Here is a 22,957-nt window from a genome sequence, read left to right as displayed (position 1 = left end):
TCCAGTGCGGCTCACCGATCGCATGGCCCTCTCCTCGATGTGAGGTTTCTCCACATGGATGCGTGCCATACCCGTTCGCATCGTATCGGCGGTATGCGACCGCGGATAGCGTGAGAGAGCAAAGGGTGAGCGGTGTTCCGGAATCAGCACCGGCCCACAGCCCACCCCTGAAACCCGCGGGGTGGGATCACCCCTCGTCCTGCTCCTCGGAGAGCTTCTGCTCCATCACGCGCCCCTCGCCGGGAGCGAGCGTTCCGAGGATCCGCTCCAGATCCTCTATCGAGGCGAACTCGACGACGATCTTTCCCTTCTTCTGACCGAGGTCGACCTTCACCCGGGTCTCGAAGCGGTCCGACAGCCGGGAGGCGAGGTCGTTCAGCGCGGGGGAGACCAGGGCACCCGCGCGGGGGCTCTTGGCCTTGGCCGACTTCTTGGGGCGCGACCCCATCAGCTTGACGATCTCTTCGACCGAACGCACCGACAGCCCCTCGGCCACGATGCGGTGCGCCAGCCGGTCCTGCTCCTCGGAGTCCTCCACGGACAGCAGCGCCCGGGCATGGCCCGCGGAGAGCACTCCGGACGCCACCCGCTTCTGCACCGAGGGCGAGAGGTTCAGCAGACGCAGCGTGTTGGAGACCTGCGGACGCGAGCGTCCGATCCGGTCGGCCAGCTCGTCATGCGTGCACTTGAAGTCCTTGAGCAACTGGTCGTACGCCGCGGCCTCTTCCAGCGGGTTGAGCTGCGCGCGGTGCAGGTTCTCCAGCAGCGCGTCCAGGAGCAGCTTCTCGTCCTCGGTCGCCCGGACGATCGCGGGGATCTTCTCCAGTCCGGCCTCGCGGCAGGCCCGCCAGCGACGCTCGCCCATGATGAGCTCGTAGCGCTCCGGCCCCGTCTGCCGTACGACCACGGGCTGGAGCAGACCGACCTCCTGGATGGAGGTGATGAGCTCGGCAAGAGCGTCGTCGTCGAAGAACTCGCGCGGCTGCCGGGGGTTGGGCGTGATGGAGTCCAGCGGCAGTTCCGTGAAGTGCGCCCCGGCCACGTTTCCCGTCTCCGGCTCGACCACTTCGTCCTTGGGCGGCGCCTCGGTTTCACGTGAAACATGGGGCGTGGGAAGGGACGTGACCTTTGCCGCCGCCACACCCCGCTCCGGTGTCAGTACCGGCACCGCCGTCGGCGAGGTCGCGCCCCGGCCCACCGCGGTTTCCGACTCGTCCGAGGCCTGCGGCGCCGCGGGGAACAGCGCACCGAGCCCACGGCCCAGTCCTCTACGTCGTTCGCTCACTGAGTCCCCTCCGACATGCTGTGCTGTGCTTGGTAGTTCACGCTGAGCCCCTGGCCACCGGCCTGCGGGACTCCGCGCATCGCGATCTCTCGGGCCGCTTCGAGATACGAGAGCGCGCCACTGGATCCCGGGTCATAGGTGAGGACGGTCTGCCCATAGCTGGGCGCCTCGGAGATACGTACCGACCGGGGGATGCTCGTGCGCAGCACCTCGTTGCCGAAGTGGCTGCGCACCTCGTCGGCGACCTGGGAGGCCAGCCGGGTCCGCCCGTCGTACATGGTGAGCAGAATCGTCGAGACATGGAGATCGGGGTTGAGATGCCCCCGCACCAGGTCGACGTTGCGCAACAGCTGCCCCAGTCCCTCCAGCGCGTAGTACTCGCACTGAATGGGGATCACCACCTCGGCGCCGGCGACCAGCGCATTGACCGTCAGCAGGCCGAGCGACGGCGGGCAGTCGATGAGGATGTAGTCCAGCGGCTGCTCGTACGCCTTGATGGCCCGGTCCAGGCGGCTCTCGCGAGCCACCAGGGACACCAGCTCGATCTCGGCGCCGGCCAGGTCGATGGTGGCGGGCGCACAGAACAGCCCCTCCACATCGGGCACCGGCTGTACGACCTCGGAGAGCGGCCTGCTCTCGACCAACACGTCGTAGATCGAGGGGACTTCGGCGTGGTGGTCGATGCCCAGTGCCGTCGATGCGTTGCCCTGCGGGTCGAGGTCGATCACCAGTACGCGAGCCCCGTGCAGGGCCAGCGAGGCGGCGAGATTGACCGTCGTCGTGGTCTTCCCGACGCCGCCCTTCTGGTTGGCGACGACCATCACCCGGGTCTGTTCCGGGCGGGGCAGCCCTTCTCCCGCGCGGCCCAGGGCCTCCATCGCCAGCTGCGCTGCACGACCGATCGGGGTGTCGTCCATCGGGGACGGCGTTTCACGTGAAACGTCGTCCCCGAGCGACTCGCTACGGGGACCGGGGACCGGATCGGTCATCGGTCCCGCGATGTTGGCGTCGGACCGCAAGGATTCACTCTCCTCGACTTCAGGCTCGCAGTGCTCAGAGCCTGCCATGCTTTCGGGGTCGTGAACCAGTGCGGCCCGTTCTCCTGTGGATGAATCCACGTCTGTGGATACTTCCGTGCCCTGTGTGGGCTTACGGTCACGCGGCGCGGCGGCCGCGCGACCGCGGCCGATGATCCCATGCAGCAGAGAGCGACGTTTCACGTGAAACACGATGACAGTGTCGCGCCCGATTCGGCCGCGACACTCCGACTTATGTCGTTTTGGTGGTTTGTATGGAGTACCCCGACCACCACCTCATACGTCAGCGGCGACGTCCACGGGAGGCCCTGCTGGCCCGTGCGGCCTTCGCGCGCTTCGCGGCGAACCGCACACCGCCGGGGCTCTCCCCGACCTCGACCCGCACCACGGTGGAGGCCGGATCGACGATGCCCTCGCCGACATGCACCACCGAGGTCCGCACCACACCCAGCTTGCTCAGCGCGGCACGGGCACCCTTGAGCTCCTCCTCCGCGGTGTCGCCCTTGAGCGCCAGCATCTCGCCGTAAGGACGTAGCAACGGCACCCCCCAGCCCGCCAGCCGGTCCAGCGGGGCGACCGCCCGCGCGGTGACCACATGGACCTGCGGCAGCTTGCCCATGACCTCCTCGGCGCGGCCGCGCACCACCGTCACATGGTCCAGGCCCAGCAGCTCGACCACTTCCTGCAGGAAGTTGGTACGCCGCAGCAGCGGCTCCAGCAGCATGATCTTCAGGTCCGGGCGGACCAGGGCCAGCGGGATACCGGGAAGGCCGGCGCCCGAGCCCACATCGCAGACCGATACGCCCTCGGGGACCACCTCGGAGAGCACCGCGCAGTTCAGCAGGTGCCGCTCCCACAGCCGCGGCACCTCGCGCGGACCGATCAGCCCCCTCTTCACGCCCGCGTCGGCGAGCAGTTCGCCGTAGCGCACGGCCTCCGGGAAGCGATCGCCGAATACTTCCTGCGCCGCTTTCGGCGCCGGCGGGAGCTCCGCTGCTGCCTCCGTCACGGGAACCGTCCTTCCTCAGGGGCTCTGTTTTCCAAGCACGTTCAAAGCAGGTTCAAAGCAAGGCTGACAAGATGCGGCCCCGCCTGCGAGCAGACGGGGCCAAAGGCATCAAGGGCGCGGGGTCAGGCCGGCAGGACGACCACGCAGCGCTGGGGCTCCTCGCCCTCGGACTCGCTGCGCAGTCCGGCCGCCGCCACCGCGTCGTGGACGACCTTGCGCTCGAAGGGCGTCATGGGGTTCAGCTTCACCGGCTCGCCGGTGCCCTTGGCCTCTTCCGCCGCCTTCGCGCCCAGCTCCGCCAGCTCCTCGCGCTTGCGGGCCCGGAAGCCGGCGATGTCCAGCATCAGACGGCTGCGGTCGCCGGTCTCGCGGTGCACCGCGAGCCGGGTCAGCTCCTGGAGCGCCTCCAGCACCTCGCCGTCACGGCCCACCAGCTTCTGCAGGTCGCGGCTGGTCGAGTCGCTGATGATCGACACAGCGGCGCGGTCGGCCTCGACATCCATGTCGATGTCACCGTCGAGGTCCGCGATGTCCAGCAGGCCCTCGAGGTAGTCGGCCGCGATCTCCCCCTCCTGCTCCAGGCGGGTCAGGGTGTCGGTGCCCTCAGTGGCTGGGGTCGTGTCCGTCACAGAAGGACTCCTTCTTACTTCTTGGACGGGTGCTTGGGCCGCTGCTGGCCCTTGCGCTGTCCGGACTTGGCGTTACGGGAGCCTGAGGCGGAGCCGCCCTTCGGCTTGCTGTCCTGCGCGGACTTCTTCTCCAGGGACGGCTTCTTCGAGGCATTCGCATCGGAGGAGCCGGTGTCCTTGGCGGCCGAGCCCGCACGGGTGCGGTTCTGTCCCGAACCCGCGGGCTTGGCGGCGGCGGTCCCGCCCTGGTGACGCTTGGCCTTCGTCTGCCGCTTGGGCTGCTGACGGTTCTGGCGCGCCTCCTCGACGGCCTTCTTCGCCTCGACCACGGCCGGGTCCTCGACCAGCTTGCCCTTGGCGCGCAGACGCTCCTGGCGCTCGGTGAACGCCTTGCTGCCGGGGGTCGGGTTACGACGGATGACGAACATCTGCTGGCCCATGGTCCACACGTTGGTGGTCAGCCAGTAGACGAGAACACCGACGGGGAAGTTGATACCGAAGACGGCGAACATGATGGGGAAGACGTACATCAGCATCTTCTGCTGCTGCATGAACGGCGTCTTGACCGTCAGGTCGACGTTCTTCGTCATCAGCTGGCGCTGCGTGTAGAACTGCGACAGCGACATCAGCACGATCATGATGACCGTGACGATGCGGACGTTGGTCAGGGAGGCGTTGAGCGCCTCGACCTTGGACGCGTCGTCCATGAACTTCGCCGCCAGCGGGGCGCCGAAGATGTGCGCCTTCTGCGCGCTCCCCAACAGCGTCTCATTGATGACGCCGACCTTCTCGTTGTTCGCGATGTGGTTCAGCACCTGGTACAGCGCGATGAAGAAGGGGGACTGCGCCAGAATCGGGAGACAGCTCGAGAGCGGGTTGGTGCCCGTCTCCTTGTAGAGCTTCATCATCTCTTCGGACTGACGCTGCTTGTCGCTCTTGTAGCGCTCCTGGATCGCCTTCATCTTCGGCTGCAGCGCCTGCATGTTCCGCGTCGACTTGATCTGCTTCACGAAGAGCGGGATCAGGCAGATACGGATCAGGATCACCAGCGAGACGATGGACAGACCCCACGCCGCGCCACTGTTCTTGTCAAAGATGAGGCTGTAGAACGAGTGGAACTGGACGATGATCCAGGAAACGGCGTAATAGAGAGGATTCAGGATCGTGTCCACGAATCAGGCTCCTTGGGCGTTGGGCTGAGTCTCGGGCTGTGTGGCGGGCTCATGGACGGTGGGCCCGTTCAGGCGGCTCCTCAGCCGCTGGTGCCAGACCGGACGCTTCCGGGGAGGGACGTGGTCGACGCCACCGAGCGACCACGGGTTGCAACGCAGGATGCGCCAAGCAGTCAGCGCAGTTCCTTTCACCGCGCCGTGCCGGTCGATGGCGGTGTAGCCATAGTGCGAGCACGACGGGTAGTACTTGCAGACCGGGCCCAGCAGGGGGCTGATGGTCCACTGATACAGCTTGATCAGCAGCAGCAACGGGTACTTCACTGTGCGCTCCCTCCCTGGCCTGGGCCGGAGGTCCCGGGGTTCTTCCCGGAGGGATCGCTGTGGCGCGGCGCCTTCCCCTGACCGTCGGCCAGCAGCCGCTGCAGCGCGGCGTCCAGGTCGCGGGCCAGCTGGTCGTGGTCCGCCTCGCCCGCACCGGGCAGCGCCCGTACGACCACCAGGCTACCGGCGGGCAGCCGGTCCAGGCGGTCGCGCATGAGGTGGCGGAGCCTCCGCTTGACCTTGTTACGGACAACGGCGACACCGATGGCCTTGCTCACGACGAAACCCGCACGCGCCGGGGGAACGCGTTCCCCCGCTGCGTGCGGGTCCGTTGAACCGCTACGAAGATGGACGACGAGGAGCGGGCGCCCGGCCCTGCGTCCCCGGCGAACCGCGGTCGCGAAGTCCTCGCGCCGCCTCAGCCGATTCTCGGTAGGCAGCACGTCATGGACCTAGGTCAGGCTGCTCAGGCCGACAGACGGGCGCGACCCTTGCCACGGCGGGAAGCCAGGATGGCGCGGCCGGCACGCGTCCGCATGCGCAGACGGAAGCCGTGGGTCTTCGCACGACGGCGGTTGTTCGGCTGGAAGGTGCGCTTGCTCACTCGGGGGCTCCAGAAATTCTTGGTGTCTCTACCGAGACGCTGTGGGGCGTCGACTGGCTGTCACCGTGCGCCCACGAGTAGCTCGCAACGCCCGAGTGCACCGCTACACGATCACTAGAGCGCGATCTTTGCCCATCGGAGGCAGGCGGCAGCAGCCATCGACAACTCGACCTGGTTACGGTACGCGCGGCTACGCCATCCGGTCAAACCGGCTTCTCGCCGGGACACACTATGCACAGCCTGTGGACAACAACTTGAATCACCAGGGCCGCCCTGACTACCGTGGCTGAACTTCGATTACTTCCCGCCCGTCCCGAGAATCACACATTCGTGGGACCTGTGAGAGAGCGTGCCCTGTGGCTGACGTACCTGCCGATCTTGCCGCAGTGTGGCCACGCGTTCTCGACCACCTTCTACGCGCGGAGGGCGACAGCCTCAAGGCCAAGGACCAGGACTGGCTCAAGCGCACCCAGCCGCTGGCCCTGGTCGCCGACACCGCCCTGCTGGCCGTCCCCAACGAGTTCGCCAAGGGTGTGCTGGAGGGCCGGCTGGCGCCGCTGATCGGTGAGGCCCTGAGCCAGCAGTGCGGGCGGCCGATCCGTATCGCGATCACCGTGGACGACTCCTCCGAGGAGCCCGCCCCGCCGGCGCCCCCGCAGCAGCCTCAGCCGCCCCAGCACCAGCAGCAGCCGCCCCAGCAGCACGATGCGTACGAGAGCTACGACAATCGGCAGGGGTACGGGCGCCAGAACGACGAACTGCCCACCGTGCGGCCCGCCTACCCCGACTACCAGCAGCAGCACCAGCAGCCCCGCCACGACCCCGGGGCCTGGCCGCAGCACCAGCACTCCACCGGCATGGGCGGCCCGCCGCGCGAGGACTACGGCTGGCAGCAGCAGCGCTTGGGCGGCTTCCCCGAGCGCGACCCGTACGCCTCCCCGCCGCCCCCGCACGTACAGCAGCAGCACCAGCACGCGCAGCCGCCGCAGGGCGACTACCGCTCTCAGGGCGCGGAGCGCCCCGGCCCGCCGCAGCACTCCGAGGCCCAGCGCTCCCCGTACGAGCAGCAGCGCCCGGACCGCTCCGAGCACCAGCAGCCCTCGCACGGCCAGCACTCCGGCGGGAATCTGCCCGCGCCCAGCGGCGCCCCCGGCCCGCTCGCCGCGCAGCCCGCGCCGGCCACCGGCCCCGGTGAGCCGACCGCCCGGCTGAATCCCAAGTACCTCTTCGACACCTTTGTCATCGGTGCTTCCAACCGCTTCGCGCACGCCGCGGCGGTCGCGGTCGCCGAGGCGCCGGCCAAGGCGTACAACCCGCTGTTCATCTACGGCGAGTCCGGGCTGGGCAAGACCCACCTGCTGCACGCCATCGGGCACTACGCGCGCAGCCTCTACCCCGGTACCCGGGTGCGGTACGTGAGCTCGGAGGAGTTCACCAACGAGTTCATCAACTCCATCCGCGACGGCAAGGCGGACGCGTTCCGCAAGCGCTACCGCGACATGGACATCCTGCTGGTCGACGACATCCAGTTCCTGGCGAGCAAGGAGTCGACGCAGGAGGAGTTCTTCCACACCTTCAACACGCTCCACAACGCCAACAAGCAGATCGTGCTCTCCAGTGACCGGCCGCCCAAGCAGCTGGTGACGCTGGAGGACCGGCTGCGCAACCGGTTCGAGTGGGGCCTGATCACCGACGTCCAGCCGCCGGAGCTGGAGACGCGGATCGCGATCCTGCGCAAGAAGGCGGTCCAGGAGCAGCTCAACGCGCCGCCGGAGGTGCTGGAGTTCATCGCCTCCCGTATCTCGCGCAACATCCGCGAGCTGGAGGGCGCGCTGATCCGCGTCACCGCCTTCGCCAGCCTCAACCGGCAGCCGGTGGACCTCGGGCTCACCGAGATCGTGCTCAAGGACCTGATCCCGGGCGGCGAGGACGCGGCGCCGGAGATCACCGCGACCGCCATCATGGCGTCGACGGCCGACTACTTCGGGCTGACGGTGGACGACCTGTGCGGATCCTCGCGCAGCCGGGTGCTGGTGACGGCGCGGCAGATCGCGATGTATCTGTGCCGGGAGCTGACGGATCTGTCGCTGCCGAAGATCGGCGCGCAGTTCGGCGGCCGCGACCACACGACCGTGATGCACGCGGACCGCAAGATCCGCGCGCTCATGGCGGAGCGGCGCTCCATCTACAACCAGGTGACCGAGCTGACCAATCGCATCAAGAACGGCTGACGCGGGCTCAGCGAGGGGCCCAGCAAGCACTTCTGAGGGCGCTCCGGGACGTACTCCCGGAGCGCCCTTCTTCGTTGAGGACGTCTGAGAGACGAAGAGGAACGAAGGGGAGCGCAGGGGAGAAGCCGCAGGATCGCCCCCTGAGCCGCCCCTGAGCCGCCCCGGAGACCCCCGCGAGACGCCCCGGAAGCGGCTCACAAGCTGTGGAGAGCGCGGGCCGTGTTCGATTCTCGGGCCGGTCACGGCCTCTCTCCACAGATTCGGGAAGAATCTTCCGTCCACACCCTGGGGAGGGGGAAGTTATCCCTGCGGCTTCCACAGGGGAGCCGACCGGAAGAGGATCATCGCAGGTCAGCGGCGTGTGGATTTGTGGCCAACCGGCTTCCACAGGGTGTGGACGAAGGTTTCGTCCACAGGGCCGGGTTTTCGTTGTCCACTGCCCGTCCCCAGGCGAGGCCCTGTTGTGCACAGCTTCTCCACACCGCTGTCCACTGTTCGGCAACGAAACACCCGGGGTCACCGGGGCGAGTGAAAGCCGTCACACCAAGGTGTCGGGTTGGGCTGTGGGGAACCTGGGTAAAGCTGGGGATGGCACTGGGGAGAAGTGGTCCTCTCCTGTGCATCGGGTGTGCAGAACTTTCGGCGGTCCACAGACAGGGCTGCTTTTCCACGGCCTCCACCCACAGGACCGGTGGACAAAAAATCCGCGTTGACCTGCGAAGAAGCAGTTGTCCACGGTTTCCACAGGCCCTACTACTACGACCACAGAGATCTACCGGGAAACTCGCTCGGAAATGGGCCCTGTGCACAAGCTCGGGACGGAGCGCCCCACGCCACTCGAGACGACTTGACCCCGAGCCGCACCGACTGTCGGTGGCGTACGTCAGACTGGTCTCCGGCAATCTGCCGACGACGATGGCCAGCAAGGGCGAGAAGCCAGCAACAGCAGGAGGCGGTTTCCGGTGAAGATCCGGGTGGAGCGCGATGTACTCGCGGAGGCAGTGGCCTGGGCGGCCAAGAGCCTCCCGGCCCGTCCGCCGGTGCCCGTCCTCGCGGGCCTGCTGCTGAAGGCCGAGGAAGGCGCCCTGAGCCTGTCGGGCTTCGACTACGAGGTCTCCGCACGGGTGTCGGTCGACGCGGACGTGGAGGAGGAGGGCACGGTCCTCGTCTCCGGCCGCCTGCTCGCCGACATCTGCCGTGCGCTTCCCAACCGGCCGGTGGAGATCTCCACAGACGGTGTACGCGTCACCGTGGTCTGCGGCTCCTCGCGCTTCACCCTCCACACCCTGCCGGTGGAGGAATACCCGGCCCTGCCGCAGATGCCCACCGCCACCGGCACCGTCCCCGGTGAGGTCTTCGCCGCGGCCGCCGCCCAGGTGGCCATCGCCGCCGGCCGTGACGACACCCTCCCGGTGCTCACCGGCGTACGCATCGAGATCGAGGGCGACACCGTCACCCTGGCCTCCACCGACCGCTACCGCTTCGCGGTCCGCGAGTTCCTGTGGAAGCCGGAGAGCCCGGACGCCTCCGCGGTCGCGCTGGTGCCCGCGAAGACGCTGCTGGACACCGCCAAGTCGCTCAGCAGCGGTGACACCGTCACCCTGGCGCTGTCCGGCTCCGGTGCGGGCGAGGGCCTGATCGGCTTCGAGGGCGCGGGGCGGCGTACGACCACGCGTCTGCTGGAAGGCGACCTGCCGAAGTACCGCACGCTCTTCCCCACCGAGTTCAACTCGGTGGCGGTCATCGAGACCGCGCCGTTCGTCGAGGCCGTCAAGCGTGTGGCGCTGGTCGCCGAGCGCAACACCCCGGTCCGGCTGAGTTTTGAACAGGGTGTGCTCATCCTGGAGGCCGGCTCCAGCGACGATGCACAGGCTGTGGAGCGGGTCGACGCGGACCTGGAGGGCGACGACATCTCCATCGCCTTCAACCCGGGCTTCCTGCTGGAGGGCCTGTCCGCCATCGACTCCCCGGTGGCCCAGCTGTCCTTCACCACCTCCACCAAGCCCGCGCTGCTCAGCGGCCGCCCGGCCAAGGACGCCGAGGCGGACGACGCGTACAAGTACCTGATCATGCCGGTGCGGCTCTCGGGCTGATCCGACGGGGAGCGCGAGGGCCGACCCTCGCAGGACCGCCGTATGCCGGTGCGGCTCTCCGGCCGACACCGCGCGGCGGTGGGTCCGATGAGCGCCTGAGCCCACAGGTGTGCACGCACCTGCGGGCGTAGGCTCGGACTCAGGTACGAAACGCAACGACTACGTGCAAAGAGGGTCTCTGATGGAGCTCGGTCTCGTCGGTCTCGGCAAGATGGGCGGCAATATGCGCGAGCGCATCCGCCGCGCAGGCCACACCGTCATCGGATACGACCGCAACCCGGACCTGGCGGACGTCCACAGCCTCAAGGAGCTTGTGGACGGCCTGAAGGGTCCCCGGGTCGTGTGGGTCATGGTGCCGGCGGGCGCCGCGACCCAGTCGACGATCGACGAGCTGGCCGAGCTGCTCTCCCCCGGCGACGTCGTCGTCGACGGCGGCAACTCCCGCTGGACGGACGACGAGAAGCACGCCGAGGAGCTCAAGGCCAAGGGCATCGGCTTCGTGGACTGCGGCGTCTCCGGCGGCGTGTGGGGCCTGGAGAACGGCTACGCGCTCATGTACGGCGGCGACAAGGACAACGTCGCCAAGGTGCAGCCGATCTTCGACGCGCTCAAGCCCGAGGGCGACTTCGGCTCGGTGCACGCGGGCAAGGTCGGCGCCGGCCACTTCGCCAAGATGGTCCACAACGGCATCGAGTACGCGATGATGCAGGCCTACGCCGAGGGCTGGGAGCTGCTGGAGAAGGTCGACTCCGTCACCGACGTCCGCGAGGTCTTCCGCTCCTGGCAGGAAGGAACGGTCATCCGCTCCTGGCTGCTGGACCTGGCCGTCAACGCCCTGGACGACGACGAGCACCTGGACAAGCTGCGCGGTTACGCCGCCGACTCCGGTGAGGGCCGCTGGACGGTGGAGGCGGCGATCGACAACGCCGTACCGCTGCCCGCGATCACCGCCTCGCTCTTCGCGCGCTTCAGCTCGCGCCAGGACGACTCGCCGCAGATGAAGATGATCGCCGCGCTGCGCAACCAGTTCGGCGGCCACGCCGTCGAGAACAAGAAGTAATCCACAGCAGTCCCAAGCGCAGCAGCCGGGGGAGGTCGGCGCGCCACCATGCACGTATCGCATCTCTCGCTCGCCGACTTCCGCTCCTACGCCCGGGTCGAGGTCCCGCTCGACCCGGGCGTCACGGCTTTCGTGGGCCCCAACGGGCAGGGCAAGACCAACCTGGTGGAGGCCGTCGGCTACCTCGCCACACTCGGCAGCCACCGGGTCTCCTCGGACGCCCCGCTGGTACGGATGGGCGCGGACCGCGCGATCATCCGGGCCGCCGTCACCCAGGGCGAGCGTCAACAGCTTGTGGAGCTGGAGCTCAACCCGGGCAAGGCCAACCGCGCCCGTATCAACCGTTCCTCGCAGGTCAGGCCGCGCGATGTGCTGGGGATCGTGCGTACGGTCCTGTTTGCGCCGGAGGACCTGGCCCTGGTCAAGGGCGACCCCGGTGAGCGGCGCCGCTTCCTCGACGAGCTGATCACCGCGCGCTCGCCGAGAATGGCGGGTGTGCGCTCCGACTACGACCGGGTGCTCAAGCAGCGCAACACCCTGCTGAAGACCGCGGCGCTGGCCAGACGGCACGGCGGCCGCAGGGGGGCACCTCCCGCGCGAGCGGATTCGAGCGCGGGGGCGGACCTGTCCACCCTGGACGTGTGGGACCAGCACCTGGCGCGCGCCGGTGCCGAACTCCTCGCCCAGCGGCTGGACTTGATCGCCACGCTGCAGCCGCTGGCGGACAAGGCGTACGAGCAGCTGGCTCCCGGCGGCGGGCCGCTGGGGCTGGAGTACCGCGCCTCCACCGGCGAGGGGCCGCAGGCCGCCGCCACCCGCGAGGAGCTGTACGGGCTGCTGCTGCAGGCGCTCGGCGAGGCCCGCAAGAACGAGATCGAGCGCGGGGTGACGCTGATCGGCCCGCACCGCGACGATCTGGTGCTCAAGCTCGGCCAGCTGCCCGCCAAGGGGTACGCCAGCCACGGCGAGTCCTGGTCCTACGCGCTGGCGCTCAGGCTGGCCTCGTACGACCTGCTGCGTGCCGAGGGAAATGAGCCGGTCCTCGTCCTGGACGACGTCTTCGCCGAGCTGGACGCGCGCCGCCGCGAGCGGCTGGCGGAGCTGGTGGCGCCCGGCGAGCAGGTGCTGGTGACGGCCGCCGTGGACGACGATGTGCCCGGTGTGCTGGCCGGAACGCGCTACGCGGTGTCGGAGGGCACCGTGGAGAGGGCCTCGGCGTGAGCGACCAGCAGCCCGGCAAGCCCAAGCCCCCGGAGCTGTCCGGGGTCGATCTGGCGCGCCAGGCGCTGGTGGCGGCCAAGGAGCAGGCCCGTGCGCGCGGCGCCGCCGCCCAGCAGAAGAAGCAGGCCCGGCGCGGCGGCGGGCTGCGCTCGGGCGCGCGGGCGGACGGCCGGGACCCGCTGTCCCTGGGCGCGGCCATCAACCGGCTGATCACCGAGCGCGGCTGGGAGACCCCGGCGGCCGTCGGCGGGGTGATGGGCCGCTGGCCGCAGCTGGTGGGCCCGGAGGTGGCGCAGCACTGCGAGCCGCAGAAGTACGACGAGGACGCGCGGGTGCTGACCGTGCAGTGCGACTCGACGGCCTGGGCGACGCAGCTGCGGCTGCTGGCGCCGCAGCTGGTGGCCCGGCTGAACCAGGACCTGGGCCAGGGGACCGTAAAGCTGATCAAGGTGCTGGGGCCCGGCGGTCCGGCGCGCCGGTACGGCCCGCTGCGGGCGCCCGGGAGCAAGGGGCCCGGGGACACCTACGGCTGAGGTTCATCAGTGGGACGGGTGAGACCCCGCTCACCGTAGCCGGAGGTTGACAGCCCGAAGCGCTGAGTGCCGGTGTGAGCGTCCTGGGGGCCCGCCTCAGATATGGGGAGTCGGCACACGTCAGTTCAGGGCGGCACATGAGGACTCAGGCGCCTGCAAACCCCCATTAGTGTCGGCGCTACCGGTAGACTGGTAGCAATCCCGCCCACTCGCGGAACATGTCGAACGACGCAGCCGCTCCCGCCTGACCGGATCTGACCGGAATGGGGAATTCCCCCGCAGGCCGGGTAAGGCTCGTGCTGTGCCAGAAAGGGCGCTTCGTGGCCGACTCCGGCGACCTCAACGAGAACATCACGGCTTCTACTGAAGAGGAGGTTCCTGCCGGCGCCAGTGGCGACTCCTCGGAAGAGAAGTCGTACGACGCCAGCGCGATCACCGTCCTCGAGGGTTTGGACGCGGTCCGTAAGCGACCGGGCATGTACATCGGCTCCACCGGTGAGCGTGGTCTGCACCACCTTGTGCAAGAGGTCGTGGACAACTCCGTCGACGAGGCGCTGGCCGGGCACGCGGACACCATTGACGTGACGATCCTGCCCGACGGCGGGGTGCGCGTGGTGGACAACGGCCGCGGTATCCCGGTCGACATCGTGCCCTCGGAGAAGAAGCCGGCCGTCGAGGTCGTGCTCACGGTCCTGCACGCGGGCGGCAAGTTCGGCGGCGGCGGTTACGCGGTCTCCGGTGGTCTGCACGGCGTGGGTGTCTCCGTCGTGAACGCGCTGTCCACGAAGGTCGCCGTCGAGGTCAAGCGGGACGGATACCGCTGGACGCAGGACTACAAGCTGGGTGTGCCCACCGCTCCGCTGGCCCGCAACGAGGCCACCGACGAGACGGGCACCACGGTCACGTTCTGGGCCGACGGCGACATCTTCGAGACGACCGAGTACAGCTTCGAGACGCTCTCGCGCCGCTTCCAGGAGATGGCCTTCCTCAACAAGGGCCTGACCATCCAGCTCACCGACGAGCGCGAGGCCCATGTCGACGAGGAGGGCAATCCCCTCACCGTCCGGTACCACTACGAGGGCGGCATCGTCGACTTCGTGACGTACCTCAACGCGCGCAAGGGCGAGCCGGTCCACCCCTCGGTGATCGACATCGAGGCGGAGGACAAGGAGAAGCTGCTCTCCGTCGAGGTCGCGATGCAGTGGAACACCCAGTACACCGAGGGTGTCTACAGCTTTGCCAACACCATCCACACCCACGAGGGCGGTACGCACGAGGAGGGCTTCCGTGCGGCGCTGACGGGTCTGATCAACCGGTACGCGCGCGACAAGAAGCTGCTGCGCGAGAAGGACGACAACCTCACCGGCGAGGACATCCGCGAGGGTCTGACGGCGATCATCTCGGTGAAGCTGGGCGAGCCGCAGTTCGAGGGCCAGACCAAGACCAAGCTGGGCAACACCGAGGCCAAGACCTTCGTGCAGAAGGTCGTCCACGAGCACCTGACCGACTGGCTGGACCGCAACCCCAACGAGGCCGCGGACATCATCCGCAAGGGCATCCAGGCCGCGACCGCGCGGGTGGCCGCCCGCAAGGCGCGCGACCTGACCCGCCGCAAGGGCCTGCTGGAGACCGCGTCGCTGCCGGGCAAGCTGTCCGACTGCCAGTCCAACGACCCCACCAAGTGCGAGATCTTCATCGTCGAGGGTGACTCCGCCGGCGGCTCGGCCAAGTCGGGCCGTAACCCGCAGTACCAGGCGATCCTCCCGATCCGAGGCAAGATCCTCAACGTCGAGAAGGCGCGGGTCGACAAGATCCTGCAGAACACCGAGGTCCAGGCGCTGATCTCGGCCTTCGGCACCGGTGTGCACGAGGACTTCGACATCGAGAAGCTCCGCTACCACAAGATCATCTTGATGGCGGACGCCGACGTCGACGGCCAGCACATCAACACCCTGCTGCTCACCTTCCTCTTCCGCTTCATGCGGCCGCTGGTGGAAGCCGGGCACGTCTACCTCTCCCGCCCGCCGCTCTACAAGATCAAGTGGGGCCGGGACGACTTCGAGTACGCCTACTCCGACCGCGAGCGCGACGCGCTGATCGAGCTCGGCAAGCAGAACGGCAAGCGGATCAAGGACGACTCCGTCCAGCGGTTCAAGGGTCTCGGCGAGATGAACGCCGAGGAGCTGCGCGTGACCACCATGGACGTCGACCACCGGGTGCTCGGCCAGGTCTCGCTGGACGACGCGGCCCGCGCGGACGACCTGTTCTCGGTGCTGATGGGCGAGGACGTCGAGGCGCGGCGCTCCTTCATCCAGCGCAACGCCAAGGACGTCCGCTTCCTCGACATCTGAGCCCTGTCGGCCCTCACACCAGCCGCAGCTCGAAAGGACTTTGAACCACCATGGCCGACGAGAACACCCCTGTGACCCCGGACGGCGTCACCGCCGAAGGCACGCCCGCCACCGTTGAGGGCGTGGGCATGCGCGTCGAGCCCGTCGGGCTCGAGACGGAGATGCAGCGCTCCTACCTCGACTACGCGATGTCCGTCATCGTCTCGCGTGCGCTGCCGGACGTACGGGACGGCCTCAAGCCCGTGCACCGCCGCGTCCTGTACGCGATGTACGACGGCGGCTACCGCCCCGAGAAGGGCTTCTACAAGTGCGCCCGCGTCGTCGGCGACGTGATGGGTACGTACCACCCGCACGGCGACTCCTCCATCTACGACGCGCTGGTCCGCCTGGCCCAGCCCTGGTCGATGCGCATGCCGCTGGTGGACTCCAACGGCAACTTCGGTTCCCCGGGCAACGACCCGGCCGCCGCCATGCGGTACACCGAGTGCAAGATGAAGCAGCTCTCCATGGAGATGCTCCGCGACATCGACGAGGAGACCGTCGACTTCCAGGACAACTACGACGGCCGTAACCAGGAGCCGACGGTCCTGCCGTCCCGCTTCCCCAACCTGCTGATCAACGGCTCGGCCGGTATCGCGGTCGGTATGGCCACCAACATCCCGCCGCACAACCTGCGCGAGGTCGCCGCCGGTGCGCAGTGGGCGCTGGAGCACCCCGAGGCCTCCCACGAGGAGCTGCTGGACGCGCTCATGGAGCGCATCAAGGGCCCGGACTTCCCCACCGGCGCGCTGGTCGTGGGCCGCAAGGGCATCGAGGACGCCTACCGCACGGGCCGCGGCTCGATCACCATGCGGGCCGTCGTCGAGGTCGAGGAGATCCAGGGCCGCCAGTGCCTGGTGGTCACCGAACTCCCCTACCAGGTCAACCCCGACAACCTCGCGCAGAAGATCGCCGACCTGGTCAAGGACGGCAAGGTCGGCGGCATCGCGGACGTCCGCGACGAGACCTCCTCGCGCACCGGCCAGCGCCTGGTCATCGTGCTCAAGCGGGACGCGGTCGCCAAGGTCGTGCTGAACAACCTCTACAAGCACACCGACCTGCAGACCAACTTCGGCGCGAACATGCTCGCGCTGGTGGACGGCGTGCCGCGCACGCTCTCGCTGGACGCGTTCATCCGCAACTGGGTGACCCACCAGGTCGAGGTCATCGTCCGCCGTACGAAGTTCCGGCTGCGCAAGGCCGAGGAGCGGGCGCACATCCTGCGCGGTCTGCTCAAGGCGCTGGACGCCATCGACGAGGTCATCGCGCTGATCCGGCGCAGCGAGACGGTCGAGATCGCCCGCGAGGGCCTGATGGGCCTGCTGTCCATCGACGAGATCCAGGCCAACGCGATCCTGGAGATGCAGCTGCGCCGGCTGGCCGCCCTGGAGCGCCAGAAGATCACCGCGGAGCACGACGAGCTCCAGGCCAAGATCAACGAGTACAACGCGATCCTGGCCTCGCCGGAGCGCCAGCGCCAGATCATCAGCGAGGAACTGGCCGCGATCGTCGAGAAGTTCGGCGACGACCGCCGCTCCAAGCTGGTGCCCTTCGAGGGCGACATGTCCATCGAGGACCTGATCGCCGAGGAGGACATCGTCGTCACGATCACCCGTGGCGGCTATGTGAAGCGTACGAAGACCGACGACTACCGCTCCCAGAAGCGCGGCGGCAAGGGCGTACGCGGCACGAAGCTGAAGGAAGACGACATCGTCGACCACTTCTTCGTCTCCACCACCCACCACTGGCTGCTGTTCTTCACCAACAAGGGCCGGGTCTACCGGGCCAAGGCCTACGAGCTCCCCGACGCGGGGCGCGATGCGCGCGGCCAGCACGTCGCCAACCTCCTCGCCTTCCAGCCGGACGAGCAGATCGCCCAGATCCTGGCGATCCGCGACTACGAGGCCGCGCCCTACCTGGTGCTCGCCACCAAGGCCGGACTGGTGAAGAAGACGCCGCTGAAGGACTACGACTCGCCGCGCTCGGGCGGTGTCATCGCCATCAACCTGCGCGAGCAGGAGGACGGCAGCGACGACGAGCTGATCGGCGCGGAGCTGGTCTCGGCCGAGGACGATCTGCTGCTGATCAGCAAGAAGGCCCAGTCGATCCGGTTCACCGCTACGGATGAAGCTCTGCGTCCGATGGGGCGTGCGACCTCGGGCGTGAAGGGCATGAGCTTCCGCGAGAACGACGAACTGCTCTCGATGAATGTGGTCAGGGCCGGTACGTTCGTCTTCACCGCCACCGACGGCGGTTACGCCAAGCGCACCCCGGTGGACGAGTACCGCGTGCAGGGTCGTGGCGGCCTCGGTATCAAGGCCGCCAAGATTGTGGAGGATCGGGGCTCGCTGGTCGGCGCGCTGGTGGTCGAGGAGACCGATGAGATCCTCGCCATCACGCTGTCCGGCGGCGTGATCCGTACGCGGGTCAACGAGATCAGGGAGACCGGCCGTGACACCATGGGCGTCCAACTGATCAACCTGGGCAAGCGCGATGCCGTGGTCGGCATCGCTCGGAACGCCGAGGCCGGTCGTGAGGCCGAAGAGGTTGACGGGGCCGAGGGGCCCGATGTGACCGATGAGGCCGAGGGAACCGAGTCTGCGGTGGCCGAGGGCGGGCAGCCCGCGGCGGAGTAGCACGAGGAGTAGGTCGTGAGTGGAGCCACGGGCGCTGCGGCGGGTGGGTCGGGAGCCAAGAGGCGCTCCCGGTCCGGGCCCGCAACCGTGACGGAAGACAGCGCCCGTGGCTCCACCGCGTCTCGTGGCTCCGCGGGGCCCCATGGCTCCGTCACTTCCGGCGGCCCCCAGCAGGAGGGCCCCTATCAGGGGGGAACCGTGACCGATACGCGACAGCCGTATCCCCAGCAACCGCACTCCGCGCCGCAGCCCCAGCCGCATGCGCAGCCACAGCCGCAGCAGCCCCACGAGAGCGGGCAGCAGCAGCCGTACCAGCCGCCGCAGGCCTACCGCACGGGTGCGGGCGGCGGCGCACCCCAGCAGTCGGTACGCCGGCCGCGCACCGGTGCGCGCACGGCTCCTCGTACGCGCAAGGCACGGCTGCGGGTGGCCAGGGCCGACCCGTGGTCGGTGATGAAGGTCAGCTTCCTGCTCTCCATCGCGCTGGGCATCTGCACGATCGTGGCGGTCTCGGTGCTGTGGATGGTGATGGACGCCATGGGCGTCTTCTCCACGGTCGGCGGGACGATCAGCGAGGCCACGGGCTCGGGCGACGGCGGGGGCTTCGATCTGCAGTCCTTCCTCTCGCTGCCGAGGGTGCTGCTGTTCACCTCCCTGATCGCGGTGATCGACGTGGTGCTGGCCACCGCGCTGGCCACGCTCGGGGCCTTCATCTACAACCTCTCGGCGGGCTTCGTGGGCGGCGTGGAGCTCACGCTGGCCGAGGACGAGTGAGCCGGTGACGAGCCCGGAGCCGGGTCCGTGAGGAACCGATTTTGGGAACGCCTCTGAAGTGCGCTAATCTTCAGGGGCAGCGCGGGGCTATAGCTCAGACGGTTAGAGCGCTTCCCTGATAAGGAAGAGGCCACAGGTTCAAGTCCTGTTAGCCCCACCAGCGCGATCGGCCCGGCCGGCGTATTCTCCGGCCGGGCCGATTCGTTTGTGTGGACCGGGAGTTGGCGCCTGACCGGGGAAGATGACGGACCAGGGGCCAGGTCACCGTTCGGTATCGGCCGGTGTGTATCATCGGCCACCAGAGGTCCCCTACGTCAATGAAAGACGAGGTCGCGCGGTGAAGAAGCTTCTCCTGGTCGCACTGGCCGCCATCGGCGGGCTCCTCGTGTACCGCCAGATCCAGGCGGATCGCGCCGAGCAGGATCTGTGGACGGAGGCGACCGACTCCGTGCCCGCAGGTTCGGGTGTGTGAGACCCAGAACGCACACAGTAGTTCCCACAGACCCCGCTCCCCGCTTCTGGCGGTGGGCGGGGTCTGTGCTGTGTGGTGATGCCGCGGGACCGTGATCACCATCCCTTTTGATTTGCTTTCGCATATGACTTTGCTTGCGAAAGCAAAGTTGATGTGCGCGAGGCGAGTGGGCGGGGGTGCCGGTGAGCTGGGGGCAACAGCTGCGCTACGGCGTGGAGTTCGCCGACCGGCCGACCGTGCGCTGCCGCACCTGCCGCACCTGCTGATTCCGGTTGCCCTGCGGACAGTTGGGACGGGGCGGTGGAGGATGGGCTGCCGGTCCGGTGGTGGCGTACCTGCGCGCCCGCAGGCGGCACAAGGAGCACAGCGGTGACGGGAGTTCGGATCCGATGAGGGGTGGCTCGTGGTGAGGTGGCGCGCGATCAGGAGCGGGTGCGCGGCGCTGGCGGCGTTGGCCGTAGTGGTGACGGGGCCGGCGGCGGCGCAGGCCGGGGAGCAGGCCCCGTCCGGCTATCGCACGGCCGAGGGCGCCCGCCCCGTACAGGGCAAGGACCGGGCCTCGCAGGCGCCGCGGCTGCGCGCCGGTACGTACACCGACAGCATCGAGCGCGGCGCCGAGAAGTGGTACGCGCTCACGCTGGACGACACCTCGGACGCCTATGTCTCGGCGGTGGCCGCGCCCGCGCCGGGCGGCAGGGGCGAGGCGTACGGCGACTCGCTGAAGATCAGCATCCAGGACAGCAGCGGCAGGAGCTGCGGCTCCGAGGGAAACGCGGTCTTCCGCGGCAGCAGGATGGCCTATCCCGTCGCCGACTACGCCACCCGCCGCATCGAGCCGGGCAAGAGCACGTGCCAGTCGGCGGGCCCGTACTACGTCGTCCTCAAGCGCGAGGGGCGGCTGACCTCGGGGGCGGGCGCCTGGCCCGTGGAGCTGAAGGTCCTCGACGAGCCGGGGGTCAGGGGCAGCGCCCCCGAGCAGCCCGCGCCGGGATCCTGGAGCACGGCGACACCGCCGCCGCCCACGAACGACAGCGCGGCCCCCGGGCGGGCCTCCGGCGGGACCGGCTTCAACGACGCGGCATCCGTCGGCGGCGGTGTGTGGAAGGACCGGATCCGGCCGGGGCAGACCCGCTTCTACCGGGTGCCGCTGGACTGGGGGCAGCGCCTGAACGTGTCCGCGGAGCTGTCCGACGCTCCGGGCCCGAGAAGGGGCCACCTCAGCAACGCGCTGGGGATGAGCGTCTACAACCCGGCGCGCGGAGCGGTCAGCGGGGGCGACTTCGTCTCCTACGGCGGCAAACCGGCCGCGGTGAAGTTCTTCACCGCGCCGGTGGACTACGGCAATCGCTTCAGCTCCACCGACGCGATCGGCGCGATGCGCTTCGCGGGCTGGTACTACGTCGCGGTGTCGCTGCATCCGGACGCGGCGAAGTTCTTCGCGACGGACGCCGACCTGACCCTGCGGGTGGGGGTGGACGGGGCGCGCGGGAAAGGGCCCGCCTACCGCGTCCCCACCAAGGACTTCTCGGTCTCCGACCAGGACCGGGAGGCGGCGGGTACGGGCCGGTCGGTGGCCGCGGCGGAGCGGAGCGGCACGCTGCGGACGGTGGGGTACGCGGGGATCGGCGCCGGGGTGGTGCTGCTGGCGGGGCTGGGAGCCTGGGTGCTGGTGGCGCGGCGTGGTGCCGGAGGGGCCGCGGGGCCCGGTGGCGGTGGCGTACCGCCGCAGTATTCACAGGGGAGCCGGGAGGCCTTGGAGCAGCCGTCCCGGGGTGCGCCGGGGCAGGGGCAGCCGACCCAGGGCGGGCCGGGGCAGCAGCCGCCCTCCTACGGTCAACAGACCCAGCAGTCGCAGCAGTTCGGGCCGCCGCAGGGCTGGTAGGCGGCCGCGGTCCTGGCGGCGCGGTCAGCTGACGGACAGGGCCCAGACGCCGACGGCGATGCACAGCAGCGCGAGGACGAGCACCGGGACCGCCACCTTCGGGGGCGGTCCCGGCCGCCGTTGCGGGGCCTGTGGGGCCGGTACGGGGGCCGGTGGCGCGGTGTAGGGGCGGGTGGCCGCCGGGTCCTGGCGGGCGGCGGTCGTCGGCTCGTACGGCGGCACGGGCTGATGCTGCAGCGGCACGGGCTGCGGCTGTGACGGCGCTTGCTGCTGCACCTGGTGCTGCACCTGGTGCTGCGACGGCGGCTGGGCGGGGGCGGCCGGGACCGGCCCGGGGGGCGTCGTCGGCGGCTGAGCGGGCTGCTGCGGCGGCGCGAGCTGGAAGCTGCCGGTCTGCGACATGGCGGGCTCGGGAGCGGGAGGCTGCGGCGGGGTGTGCGCGGCGCCGCTCGCGGCCGCTTCCGGCTGCGGGGGTACGGTCCCGGAGCCGGGAGCGGAGGGCGCGCCCGTAGGCGAACTCCCGCCGGGCGAAACACCGGTGGCCGGACCGTGGCCGGCCGGCCCGCCCGCCACCCGGCTGCCCGTGACGGCGCCTCCCGTGACGGCGCCTCCGGTGACCGCGCCGCCCGTGGCCCCGCCGTCCGTGAGCGGCCCCGTCGGCCCGAAGCCCGCGGGCAGCGGCCCGATGTGGTCGAAGACCTCGACCAGTTCCTCCTCCACCGTCGGCTCCGGCAGCAGCTCCACCGCCGCCAGCAGCGCCTTGCGCGCACCCGTGGCCGTACGGAAGCGCGCCTGGGGATCGGGCTGCACCAGGTTGGCCAGCACCTGCCACAGCGGCTCGGGCACGCCCTCGGGGGCGCCGGGGGTGCCGTGCCGCGCGAAGTGCTGGATGAGCGCCTGCGCGTCGGGCTTGGCGCCCGTCAGCAGGTACAGCGCGACCAAGCCGACGGCGAAGAGGTCCGCGGGGAAGTCCGGCTCGGCGCCGAGCATCTGCTCGGGCGCGAAGTAACCGGGCGTCCCCACCACGTAATTGGTCTCGGTCAGCCGCGGCTCGCCCTTGCGCATGGATATCCCGAAGTCGGACAGCCGCAGGTGCGGGCGCCCGGTACCGGTGGATTCCAGCAGGATGTTGGCGGGTTTGATGTCACGGTGCACCACGTCCTCGGCGTGCACCGCCGTCAGCCCGGACAGCAGCTGGTCCAGCAGTACGCACACGAAGCGCGGCGGCAGCGGCCCGTAGTCGCCCACCAGGTGCGCCAGCGACCCGCCGCTCACCAGGTCCATGGTGAACAGCACCTTGTCGTCGTCGGCCGCCCAGCTCGCCGGGGCCAACACGTGCGGGTGGTCGATCCGCAGCGCCTGTTCGCGCACGAACCTCAGCAGGGTGTGCGCGTCGCTCTGCTGGAGCACCTTGGCCGCCACGTAGCGGACCCTGCGGTGGTCCCAGGCGCGCCAGACGGCGCCCACGCCACCCCGTCCGATCGGGTCGACCAGCTCGTACCGGCCGGCGAAGACCTCACCCATAGCGCCCCGTCCGCTCTCCGGGCTCCGCGGATGTCCGCTGATCCCCGGGCCCCGCTGTGTGCTGCTGTGTGCCGGCCGAGCGCC

The 22,957-nt window shown here is 69.3% G+C and carries 19 protein-coding genes and 1 tRNA gene; 11 read left to right on the top strand and 9 right to left on the bottom strand.

What is annotated here, in order from left to right; genetic code table 11:
- Window positions 1-187 precede the first annotated feature (187 nt).
- The 8 genes from AC4IJH_RS21635 to rpmH form a co-directional block, all read right to left on the bottom strand.
- Window positions 188-1,285: a ParB/RepB/Spo0J family partition protein gene (locus AC4IJH_RS21635; RefSeq protein WP_490853452.1), complete on the bottom strand. Its 1,098-nt coding sequence runs from the start codon at window positions 1,283-1,285 to the stop codon at window positions 188-190.
- A complete protein-coding gene (locus tag AC4IJH_RS21630) occupies window positions 1,282-2,352 on the bottom strand; it encodes a ParA family protein (protein ID WP_490853451.1) in 1,071 nt (356 codons plus the stop codon). The genes AC4IJH_RS21635 and AC4IJH_RS21630 overlap by 4 nt, the downstream gene beginning before the upstream one ends.
- 253 nt (window positions 2,353-2,605) lie before the next feature.
- Window positions 2,606-3,331, bottom strand: coding sequence for a 16S rRNA (guanine(527)-N(7))-methyltransferase RsmG (gene rsmG, locus AC4IJH_RS21625; RefSeq protein ID WP_490853450.1), 726 nt, complete (start codon window positions 3,329-3,331; stop codon window positions 2,606-2,608).
- Window positions 3,332-3,453: 122 nt separating this feature from the next.
- Complete coding sequence (locus AC4IJH_RS21620; protein WP_490853449.1) at window positions 3,454-3,960, bottom strand: Jag family protein; 507 nt, start codon at window positions 3,958-3,960, stop codon at window positions 3,454-3,456.
- Window positions 3,961-3,974: 14 nt separating this feature from the next.
- Window positions 3,975-5,132, bottom strand: a complete 1,158-nt coding sequence (gene yidC / locus AC4IJH_RS21615; protein WP_490853448.1) for a membrane protein insertase YidC — start codon at window positions 5,130-5,132, stop codon at window positions 3,975-3,977.
- 3 nt (window positions 5,133-5,135) lie between these two features.
- Window positions 5,136-5,453, bottom strand: coding sequence for a membrane protein insertion efficiency factor YidD (gene yidD / locus AC4IJH_RS21610; RefSeq protein ID WP_490853447.1), 318 nt, complete (start codon window positions 5,451-5,453; stop codon window positions 5,136-5,138).
- Complete coding sequence (rnpA, locus tag AC4IJH_RS21605; RefSeq protein ID WP_490853446.1) at window positions 5,450-5,896, bottom strand: ribonuclease P protein component; 447 nt, start codon at window positions 5,894-5,896, stop codon at window positions 5,450-5,452. The genes yidD and rnpA overlap by 4 nt, the downstream gene beginning before the upstream one ends.
- Window positions 5,897-5,919: 23 nt before the next feature.
- A complete protein-coding gene (gene rpmH / locus AC4IJH_RS21600) occupies window positions 5,920-6,057 on the bottom strand; it encodes a 50S ribosomal protein L34 (RefSeq protein WP_003949374.1) in 138 nt (45 codons plus the stop codon).
- Between the two features lie 356 nt (window positions 6,058-6,413).
- Here rpmH and dnaA point away from each other — a divergent pair, with 356 nt between their 5' ends.
- From dnaA to AC4IJH_RS21545, 11 genes are all read left to right on the top strand, one after another.
- Window positions 6,414-8,288: a chromosomal replication initiator protein DnaA gene (gene dnaA, locus AC4IJH_RS21595; RefSeq protein ID WP_490853445.1), complete on the top strand. Its 1,875-nt coding sequence runs from the start codon at window positions 6,414-6,416 to the stop codon at window positions 8,286-8,288.
- A gap of 962 nt (window positions 8,289-9,250) precedes the next feature.
- Window positions 9,251-10,381, top strand: coding sequence for a DNA polymerase III subunit beta (gene dnaN, locus AC4IJH_RS21590; protein WP_490853444.1), 1,131 nt, complete (start codon window positions 9,251-9,253; stop codon window positions 10,379-10,381).
- A 181-nt stretch (window positions 10,382-10,562) separates the two neighbouring features.
- The gene (gene gnd / locus AC4IJH_RS21585; protein ID WP_490853443.1) at window positions 10,563-11,441 is read left to right on the top strand and encodes a phosphogluconate dehydrogenase (NAD(+)-dependent, decarboxylating); all 879 of its coding nucleotides are present in this window, start codon (window positions 10,563-10,565) and stop codon (window positions 11,439-11,441) included.
- 48 nt (window positions 11,442-11,489) lie between these two features.
- Window positions 11,490-12,662 carry a DNA replication/repair protein RecF gene (gene recF, locus AC4IJH_RS21580; protein WP_490853442.1) on the top strand — a complete coding sequence of 391 codons (1,173 nt, stop codon included), beginning with the start codon at window positions 11,490-11,492 and terminating at the stop codon, window positions 12,660-12,662.
- Window positions 12,659-13,195, top strand: coding sequence for a DciA family protein (locus AC4IJH_RS21575; protein ID WP_490853441.1), 537 nt, complete (start codon window positions 12,659-12,661; stop codon window positions 13,193-13,195). Before recF ends, AC4IJH_RS21575 begins: the two co-directional genes overlap by 4 nt.
- A 296-nt stretch (window positions 13,196-13,491) precedes the next feature.
- On the top strand, window positions 13,492-15,546 hold the full coding sequence (gene gyrB / locus AC4IJH_RS21570; RefSeq protein WP_490853440.1) for a DNA topoisomerase (ATP-hydrolyzing) subunit B: 2,055 nt from the start codon (window positions 13,492-13,494) through the stop codon (window positions 15,544-15,546).
- A 50-nt stretch (window positions 15,547-15,596) separates the two neighbouring features.
- Window positions 15,597-18,221 carry a DNA gyrase subunit A gene (gyrA, locus tag AC4IJH_RS21565; protein ID WP_490853439.1) on the top strand — a complete coding sequence of 875 codons (2,625 nt, stop codon included), beginning with the start codon at window positions 15,597-15,599 and terminating at the stop codon, window positions 18,219-18,221.
- Window positions 18,222-18,236: 15 nt separating this feature from the next.
- Window positions 18,237-18,995 carry a DUF3566 domain-containing protein gene (locus AC4IJH_RS21560; RefSeq protein WP_490853438.1) on the top strand — a complete coding sequence of 253 codons (759 nt, stop codon included), beginning with the start codon at window positions 18,237-18,239 and terminating at the stop codon, window positions 18,993-18,995.
- Window positions 18,996-19,078: 83 nt separating this feature from the next.
- Window positions 19,079-19,155 (top strand) — tRNA-Ile (locus AC4IJH_RS21555).
- 177 nt (window positions 19,156-19,332) lie between these two features.
- Complete coding sequence (locus tag AC4IJH_RS21550) at window positions 19,333-19,467, top strand: DLW-39 family protein (RefSeq protein ID WP_003958712.1); 135 nt, start codon at window positions 19,333-19,335, stop codon at window positions 19,465-19,467.
- A 403-nt stretch (window positions 19,468-19,870) separates the two neighbouring features.
- The gene (locus AC4IJH_RS21545) at window positions 19,871-21,349 is read left to right on the top strand and encodes a hypothetical protein (protein ID WP_490853437.1); all 1,479 of its coding nucleotides are present in this window, start codon (window positions 19,871-19,873) and stop codon (window positions 21,347-21,349) included.
- Between the two features lie 24 nt (window positions 21,350-21,373).
- Here AC4IJH_RS21545 and AC4IJH_RS21540 read toward each other — a convergent pair whose 3' ends face one another.
- Entirely contained in the window at window positions 21,374-22,873 is a 1,500-nt protein-coding gene (locus AC4IJH_RS21540) for a serine/threonine-protein kinase (RefSeq protein ID WP_490853436.1), read from the bottom strand.
- Window positions 22,874-22,957: the final 84 nt, after the last annotated feature.

This window comes from Streptomyces sp. UF-297, from assembly GCF_058245575.1.
Note: the sequence above shows the minus strand (reverse complement) of the source record. Positions and strands in the feature narration are given on the sequence as shown.

Bases quoted from the DNA above. Each gene is read 5' to 3' on its own strand.
- AC4IJH_RS21540 (WP_490853436.1), bottom strand. From the start codon at position 22,873: ATGGGTGAGGTCTTCGCCGGCCGGTACGAGCTGGTCGACCCGATCGGA.
- gnd (WP_490853443.1), top strand. From the start codon at position 10,563: ATGGAGCTCGGTCTCGTCGGTCTCGGCAAGATGGGCGGCAATATGCGC.
- recF (WP_490853442.1), top strand. From the start codon at position 11,490: ATGCACGTATCGCATCTCTCGCTCGCCGACTTCCGCTCCTACGCCCGG.
- gyrA (WP_490853439.1), top strand. From the start codon at position 15,597: ATGGCCGACGAGAACACCCCTGTGACCCCGGACGGCGTCACCGCCGAA.
- AC4IJH_RS21630 (WP_490853451.1), bottom strand. From the start codon at position 2,352: ATGGCAGGCTCTGAGCACTGCGAGCCTGAAGTCGAGGAGAGTGAATCC.